Source organism: Guyparkeria sp. SB14A (assembly GCF_005096345.1).
Classification (GTDB): domain Bacteria; phylum Pseudomonadota; class Gammaproteobacteria; order Halothiobacillales; family Halothiobacillaceae; genus Guyparkeria; species Guyparkeria hydrothermalis.
Genome location: NZ_SWAW01000063.1, coordinates 1 through 1,349, shown reverse-complemented (window position 1 = coordinate 1,349; position 1,349 = coordinate 1). Strand labels below are relative to the sequence as shown.

The 1,349-nt window shown below is 70.5% G+C and carries 1 protein-coding gene and 1 pseudogene; both read right to left on the bottom strand.

The features are described 5' to 3' along the window. On the bottom strand, window positions 1–372 hold a 372-nt coding region (locus tag FAZ79_RS11260; protein WP_136868051.1), incomplete at its 3' end, for a signal peptidase II. 124 nt (window positions 373–496) lie between these two features. After that, window positions 497–1,155: pseudogene (locus FAZ79_RS11255) on the bottom strand (chromosome segregation protein SMC); the annotation flags it as partial. Between the last annotated feature and the right edge of the window lie 194 nt (window positions 1,156–1,349).

The following is a 1,349-nucleotide window of genomic DNA, read 5'->3' as shown; positions in this document are numbered from 1 at the left end:
CTCGGGCTCGAGGGCGGGCTCCTGGCGTGCACCGCCCGGCGTCGGCCACTCGGGCTCGTCGTCGGCATCCGGGGCGCGCCAGACCACCCGGCCGGCGGAGGCACCGTCGATGAACCCGTCGGCGTCCGGTTGCGACCAGCCGTCGCCGCCCAGCTCGAGTTGGGGTTCGCGCCGCTCGCCGCGACCGTCTCCCCCCTCGGCATTCACGCTGGCACCGACGCTCGCGTCGATCGGGTCGTGATAGTCACCGCGATGCGGCTGATCGCCACCGAGGTCGACGGCCTGCTCGCTGCGGTGGCGACGGTACATCCACACGATGCCGCCGATCACCAGCAAGCCCACCAGCAGAACAATCCAGCGCAACCATTCCATACCGTCTACTCCCCGAAAACCGCTGCGTCGCCGCCCGTCGTCCAGAGACTCGTGACGGGTCCGTCGGTTCGATACGTTTGCTGGCTCACTGGTCGGCTCACGACAAATTCCAAGGGCATTCGGATCAGGTCTCGACCAGGTCCACCGCCGCGTCGATGTCGACGGACACGATCCGCGACACGCCGGCCTCGCGCATGGTCACGCCGACCAGCGCGGAGGCGCTCGCCATGGTGGTCTTGTTATGGGTGATGTACATGAACTGCACCCGGTCGGACATGGCCGAAACCATAGCACAGAACCGCCCCACGTTAGCCTCGTCCAGCGGGGCGTCGACCTCGTCGAGAATGCAGAACGGCGCGGGGTTGAGCTCGAAGATCGCGAAGATCAGCGCGGTGGCCGTGAGCGCCCGTTCGCCCCCCGACAGCAACGACAGATGACTGATGCGCTTGCCCGGCGGCCGGGCCATCAGCGCGACCCCGGCATCGAGCGGATCGTCGCCGGTCAGCTCCAGGCGGGCCTCGCCGCCCCCGAACAGCGCATCGAAGCGTGGCCCCAGGCGCTGGTTGACCGCGTGGAAGGTCTCGCGGAAGCGCTCGCGGGTCTGGCGATCCATGGTCTCGATCGCCTCGGCCAGCTGCGCCAGTGCCGATTCGACGTCCGCGATCTGGCCGGCCAGCTCGTCGCGGCGGGCCTCGACCTCGCGGTGGTCCTCGATCGCCGAGAGATTGACCGCGCCCAGCCGCCGGATCTGACCCTCGAGATCGGCCAGCTCCGTCGCCAGGCGTCGGCCACGCCCGGCTCGGCGGCCAGCGCCTCGATCGCCTCGGCCTCCGGTTCGTCCTCGTCCTCGGCCAGCTGCTCGCGGGCCTCCTCGAGACGGGCGCGGGCGTGCTGCTCGCGGGTTTCGCCCTGGGCGCGATCGATGCGGGCCTGTTCGCTCGTCGCCCGGGCCGCGTCGCGCTCGCCGCGCAGCTCGG